General features: G+C 71.5%; 5 protein-coding genes. All 5 read right to left on the bottom strand.

Features of this window, described 5'->3' with window-relative positions:
• Positions 1–53: 53 nt before the first annotated feature.
• Positions 54–1,196, bottom strand: coding sequence for an acyl-CoA dehydrogenase family protein (locus BLQ03_RS17230; protein WP_245689001.1), 1,143 nt, complete (start codon positions 1,194–1,196; stop codon positions 54–56).
• Entirely contained in the window at positions 1,189–2,385 is a 1,197-nt protein-coding gene (locus BLQ03_RS17225) for a CaiB/BaiF CoA transferase family protein (RefSeq protein ID WP_090757526.1), read from the bottom strand. The genes BLQ03_RS17230 and BLQ03_RS17225 overlap by 8 nt, the downstream gene beginning before the upstream one ends.
• Entirely contained in the window at positions 2,382–3,185 is an 804-nt protein-coding gene (hutG, locus tag BLQ03_RS17220) for an N-formylglutamate deformylase (RefSeq protein ID WP_090757525.1), read from the bottom strand. The genes BLQ03_RS17225 and hutG overlap by 4 nt, the downstream gene beginning before the upstream one ends.
• Positions 3,182–4,702, bottom strand: a complete 1,521-nt coding sequence (gene hutH / locus BLQ03_RS17215; protein ID WP_090757524.1) for a histidine ammonia-lyase — start codon at positions 4,700–4,702, stop codon at positions 3,182–3,184. Before hutH ends, hutG begins: the two co-directional genes overlap by 4 nt.
• On the bottom strand, positions 4,696–5,730 hold a 1,035-nt coding region (gene hutI, locus BLQ03_RS17210), incomplete at its 5' end, for an imidazolonepropionase (protein ID WP_139166800.1). The genes hutI and hutH, both read right to left, overlap by 7 nt.

The raw sequence follows: 5,730 nt of genomic DNA, 5'->3' as shown, positions 1-5,730 counted from the left end.
CGGGGGGAAGACGTCGCGGATGTTGTGACGGGGGTTGTTCATGTCCGGTCCTTTCAGGAAAGCAGCTGGCCCGCGATGATGTTGCGCTGGATCTCGGACGAGCCCTCGTAGATCCGCATGATCCGCAGGTCGCGGGCGTATCGCTCCAGCGGGAAGTCTTTCGTGTAGCCGTAGCCGCCGTGGATCTGGATCGCGGCATCGGCGATGCGCCCCGCAGCCTCGCTCGCGAACAGCTTGGCGCGGCTGGCGGCGGCGGTGAAGCGCTGGCCCGCGTGGCGCTGGCGGGCGGCCTCGTGGCCCAGAAGCTCGGCGGCGTTCAGCTCGGTCGCCATGTCGGCCAGCATCCACTGGATGCCCTGGCGGCGGCCCAGGGCCTCACCCCCGATGATGCGCGACTTCGCCCATTCGACAGATGCCGCCAGCGCTGCGCGGGCGATGCCCACGGCCATGGCCGCGACCTCGACCCGGCCGTTGTCCAGCACCTTCATCGCGGTGCGGAAGCCCGAGCCCAAGGGCCCCACGCGGTTCCCGTCGGAGACCAGACAGTCGAAGTCCAGTTCCCAGACATGGCCGCCGCGCAGGCCGGTGGTCTGCTCGACCCGGCCCGGCACCAGCCCGGGCGTGCCCTTTTCCACCACGAAGGCGGAAATGCCGCGATGCGCAGCTTCGGGGTCCGTGACGCAGTAGACCACGATGAAATCGGCCACGCCGCCGTTCGAGATGAAGCACTTGCGGCCCTTGATCCGCCAGCCGTCGCCCTCGCGCACCGCGCGGGTACGCATGTCGGCGGGGTCTGATCCGGCATTGGGCTCGGTCAGCGCAAAGGCACCCAGCATCCGCCCCTCGGCGGCGGCGGGCAGGATGCGGGCACGCAGGGCGTCGTCGGCGCCGATCAGGATCGAGTCCGTCGCCAGATAATGCGCCGTCAACGCCGACACGGTCGAGCCACAGCCGCCGGCGACTGCCGCCACTGCCTCAAACAGGGCATGGGCCGAGATGTCCGCCCCGCCCCATTGTTCCGGCAGGTTCGCGCCCATCATGCCGGTTTCGGCCAGCGCGGCCAGTTGCGCGTGAACAAAGGCGCCGGTCTCGTCCGTCTCGGCCGCGCGGGGGGCAAGCTCCTCGGCGGCGAAGCGCGTCATCATGTCGAGGAAGGCGTTCTCCTCGGGGGTCATCAGATGGGCGAAGTCAGGCAAGCGTTGTCTCCTGCACGATCCCGGCCTTGATCAGCCCGGCGATCTGGTCGGTGGTCAGGCCCAGGCGTTCGAGTACGGCGCGGGAGTCGCCGCCCAGCGCGGGGGCGCCCTGCGGGGCCAGCGGCTTCTCGGCCCCGAAGCGGACGGGCTGACCCACGACCGGGGACTGGCCCAGCCGGTGGTGCGGCAGTTCGGACACCAGCGCCCGCGCCTGCGCGTGGGGCGAGGCGAGTTGCTCGGCCAGCGTCTGGATCGGCGCGGCGGGGATGCCGGCCGCCGACAGCGCACCCACGACCTCGGCCGTGGGACGGACGGCGGTCCAGTTTTCGATCAGCGCGCGCAGGGCGGGCTCATGCGCGGTGCGATCCTCGTCACTGGCAAAGCGGGGATCGTCCGCCGCCTCGGGTGCGCCGATCAGCCCGGCCAGCGCGCGGAACTGGCGCGCACCAAGCACGGCGATGATTGCGTGGCCATCCGAAGTGCGGAAGGCGCCGAAGGGGGTCGAGAGCGGATGGCGGTTGCCCACGCGCTCGACGCTGCGGCTAGCGTAAAGATGCAGCGCTTGGCTGGTCGGCAGCATCGCCACTAGGCAGTCCAGCATGGCCACGTCGAGCGTCGCCCCCTGCCCCGTGCGCGCGCTGCCGATCACCGCCGACAGGATGGCGATCACGGCGTAAAGGCCTGCGGCGATGTCACCCAAGGCCTCGCCCACCTTCAGGGGCTGGCCGCCCTCCTCGCCGGTCGCGTCCATCCAGCCGGACATGGCCTGCACGACGATGTCATAGGCGGGCAGTTCCGCCGAGGGTCCCGACTGGCCGAAGCCCGAGATCGAGCAGACCACAAGCCGCGGATTCCCCTGCCGCAGCCGGTCCGCGCCCAGGCCCAGCCGCTCGGCCACGCCGGGGCGGAAGTTCTCCACCACCACGTCGCAGGTGCCCGCGATGCGGCGCGCAAGTGCCTGCCCGTCCGGCGACTTGAGGTCGATGACGACCGATTTCTTGCCCCGGTTGGTCAGCGCGAACAGCGCGGACTCGCCGTCCCGGAACGGGCCGATGTGGCGGTAGTCGTCGCCCTGTGGCGGTTCCAGCTTGATGACTTCGGCGCCCAGGTCGGCCAGGATCGCGGTGGCGAAGGGCCCCGCCAGCACCCGCGTCAGGTCGAGGACGCGCAGACCCTCCAGCGGCTTCACGGCGCAAGCTCCGGCGCGAGGGCTTCCAGCCGGGCGAGGATCTCGCCCAGCGACTTGCGCATCGCGGCGGCCTTGGCGGGGTCGAGGTCGAAGGGCGGCGCCTCGGCCGCAAGATGGGTGGACTGCGCCAGTTCCATCTGGATCGCGTGGACGCCGTCCTGCGGGCGGCCGTAGTGGCGCGTGGTCCAGCCGCCCCGGAAGCGGCCGTTCACCACCCAGGTGCGGCCGGTCGCGGCGGCGACCTCCTGCGTGGCGGCCTCGATGGCCGCGGCGCAGGACGTCCCGCCCGCGGTGCCGATGTTGAAGTCGGGCAGCACGCCCTCGAACAGAAAGGGGATCACCGAGCGGATCGAGTGGCAGTCGTACAGGATCGCGACACCGTGCTTCGCCCGCACCCGCTCGATCTCGGCCGACAGCGCCGCGTGATAGGGCGCGTGAAAGCGGGCCAGCCGGTCGGCCACATCCTCGGGCGCGGGCGGCTCGGTCCAGATCGGCTGCCCGTCGAAATCCGTGACGGGCACCAGCCCGGTGGTGTTCTGGCCGGGATAAAGGCTTTCGTCCTCGGGTCCCCGGTTCGCGTCGATGACATAGCGGTGAAACGTCGCCCGCACCGTCGTCGCCTTGGGCAGAAGCCCGGCGTAAAGCTGATGGATATGCCAGTCGGTGTCGGCCAGCGTTCGGCCGCGCTCGTTCAGACGACCCAAGATGTCCTCCGGCAGCCAGGTGCCGGCGTGGGGCAGGCCCAGGATCACGGGGCTGTCGCCCCGGACGACCTCGACGGGATCGGGCGCGATGCTCATGCGGCGATCTCCACGCCCGCCGCGGCGGCCAGGGTTCCGTTTTCGACCAGCTCCTGCGCCGCCAGCAGGTCGGGGGCGAGATAGCGGTCTTCGCCCATCGCGGGCACGCGGGCGCGCAGGGCCGCCATCACGCGCATCAGCGGCGCCGAGGTGGCCAGCGGCGCGCGGAACTCGATCCCCTGCGCGGCGCAGATCGCCTCGACGCCCAGGATCACGGCGAGGTTGCGCGTCATCAGCCCCAGGCGCCGGGCGCCATGGGCGGCCATGCTGACATGGTCCTCCTGGTTGGCCGAGGTCGGGGTCGAGTCCACCGAGCAGGGGTTGGCGAGATGCTTGTTCTCGCTCATCAGCGCGGCGGTGGTGACCTCGGCGATCATCAGCCCGCTGTTCAGCCCCGGCGCGGGGGTCAGGAACGGCGGCAGGTTGAAGTTCAGCGCGGGGTCCACCATCAGCGCGATCCGGCGCTGGGCGATGGACCCGATCTCGGCCACGGCCAGCGCGATCTGGTCGGCGGCAAAGGCCACGGGTTCCGCATGGAAGTTGCCGCCCGACACGATCGAGCCGTCCGACAGCACCAGCGGATTGTCGGTGACGGCATTCGCCTCGATCAGCAGGGTGCGAGCGGCAAAGCGCAGCACGTCCAGCGCGGCGCCCGTCACCTGCGGCTGGCAGCGGATGCAGTAAGGGTCCTGCACGCGGGTGTCGCCCTCGCGGTGGCTTTCGCGAATGGCGCTGCCTTCCAGCAGGGCGCGGATGGCGGCGGCGACTTCGATCTGGCCCTGATGGCCGCGCAGCGTGTGGATCTCGGCCCGCGTCGGCGCGGTCGAGCCCATGATGGCGTCGGTGGACATCGCGGCCGTCACGACCGCCGCCCGCGCGCAGGCCATGGCGCGGAACAGCCCGATCAGGCCCAGCGCGGTCGAGAACTGCGTGCCGTTGATCAGCGCAAGCCCTTCCTTGGCCCCCAGCGTCACGGGGGCCAGGCCCGCCCGCGCCAGCGCCTCGGCGCCGGGCAGGCGTTCGCCGCCGACGAAGGCCTCGCCATGGCCGATCATCACGGCGGCCATGTGCGCGAGCGGCGCAAGGTCGCCCGAGGCGCCGACGCTGCCCTGCTCCGGGATCACCGGGGTGACGCCGCGCGCCAGCATCGCCTCGATCAGTTTGACGATGACCGGGCGCACGCCCGAGGCGCCGCGGCCGAGGCTCAGAAGCTTCAGCGCCATCATCAGCCGCACGGCAGGCAGGTCGGTATCCGAGCCGACCCCGCAGCAATGGGACAGGATCAGGTTCCGCTGCAGCGTCGCCGTATCCTCGGGCGCGATGCGGACCGAGGCGAGCTTACCGAAGCCGGTGTTCACGCCATAGACCGCCGCGTCGCCAGAGGCCGCAGCCTCGATGCGGGCGGCCGAGGCCACGATGCCGGGGCGGGCCGCGTCGTCCAGTCGGACCGCCAGCCCCTCGCGCCAGATGGTTTCCAGCTGCGCCAGCGTGGCGGCGCCGGGGGTCAGGATCAGCATGGCTTGCCCTCGAAATAACGGCGGTGAAGCGGATTGAAGCCGATCCGGTAGGTCAGTTCGGCCGGATCGGTGACGTTCCAGACGGCGAGGTCGGCGCGCAGGCCGGGCGCCAGCCGCCCGCAGTCGGCCAGACCCAGCGCACGGGCGGCGTTGGCAGTCACGCCGCGCAGGCATTCCTCGGGCGTCAGGCGGAAGAACGTCGCGCCCATGTTCATGGTCAGCAGCAGCGAGGTCAGCGGCGAGGTGCCGGGATTGCAGTCGGTCGCCAGCGCCATGGTGGTGCCCGCCTCGCGGAAGGTGGCGATTGGCGGGGCCTGCCTTTCGCGCAGGGTGTAGAAGGCGCCGGGCAGCAGGGTTGCGACGGTGCCCGCCTGCGCCAGCGCGGCAGCGTCGGCTTCGTCGGCATATTCGACGTGATCGGCCGACAGGCCGCCGCGCTCGGCCACCAGCCGGCTGCCACCCAGGTGCGAGAGCTGCTCGGCGTGCAGCTTGACGGGCAGCCCAAGCGCGGCGGCGACGTCGAACATCCGCGCCATCTGCGCGACGGAAAAGGCAATCCCCTCGCAGAAGCCGTCCACGGCATCGACCAACCCCTCGGCATGGGCCTGCCCCAGGCCGGGGGTGGCGATCTCGTCCAGGTAGGCATCGGCGCGGTCCTTGTATTCGGGCGGCACCGCGTGGGCGGCGAGCCAGCTTGTGACGATCCGCACCGGGCGCTCGGCGGACAGCCTGCGGGCGGCGCGCAGCATCTTCAGCTCGTCGGCGACCGTCAGGCCGTAGCCGGACTTGACCTCGACCGTCGCCGCCCCCTCGGCCAGCAGCGCGTCGAGGCGCGGCAGGGCGCTGGCGACCAGTTCGTCCTCGGACGCGGCGCGGGTGGCGGTCACGGTGGACAGGATGCCGCCGCCGGCGCGGGCGATCTCCTCGTAGCTTGCGCCCTGCAGGCGCATCTCGAACTCGCGCGCGCGGTCGCCGCCGAAGACCAGGTGCGTGTGGCAGTCGATCAGCGCGGGCGTGACCAGGCGGCC

This window comes from Paracoccus chinensis (assembly GCF_900102885.1).
GTDB lineage: Bacteria > Pseudomonadota > Alphaproteobacteria > Rhodobacterales > Rhodobacteraceae > Paracoccus > Paracoccus chinensis.
Note: the sequence above shows the minus strand (reverse complement) of the source record. Positions and strands in the feature narration are given on the sequence as shown.

What these genes read in the sequence shown, in the direction of transcription:
- hutG (WP_090757525.1), bottom strand. Translation starts at nt 3,185, where the DNA reads ATGAGCATCGCGCCCGATCCCGTCGAGGTCGTCCGGGGCGACAGCCCC.
- hutH (WP_090757524.1), bottom strand. Translation starts at nt 4,702, where the DNA reads ATGCTGATCCTGACCCCCGGCGCCGCCACGCTGGCGCAGCTGGAAACC.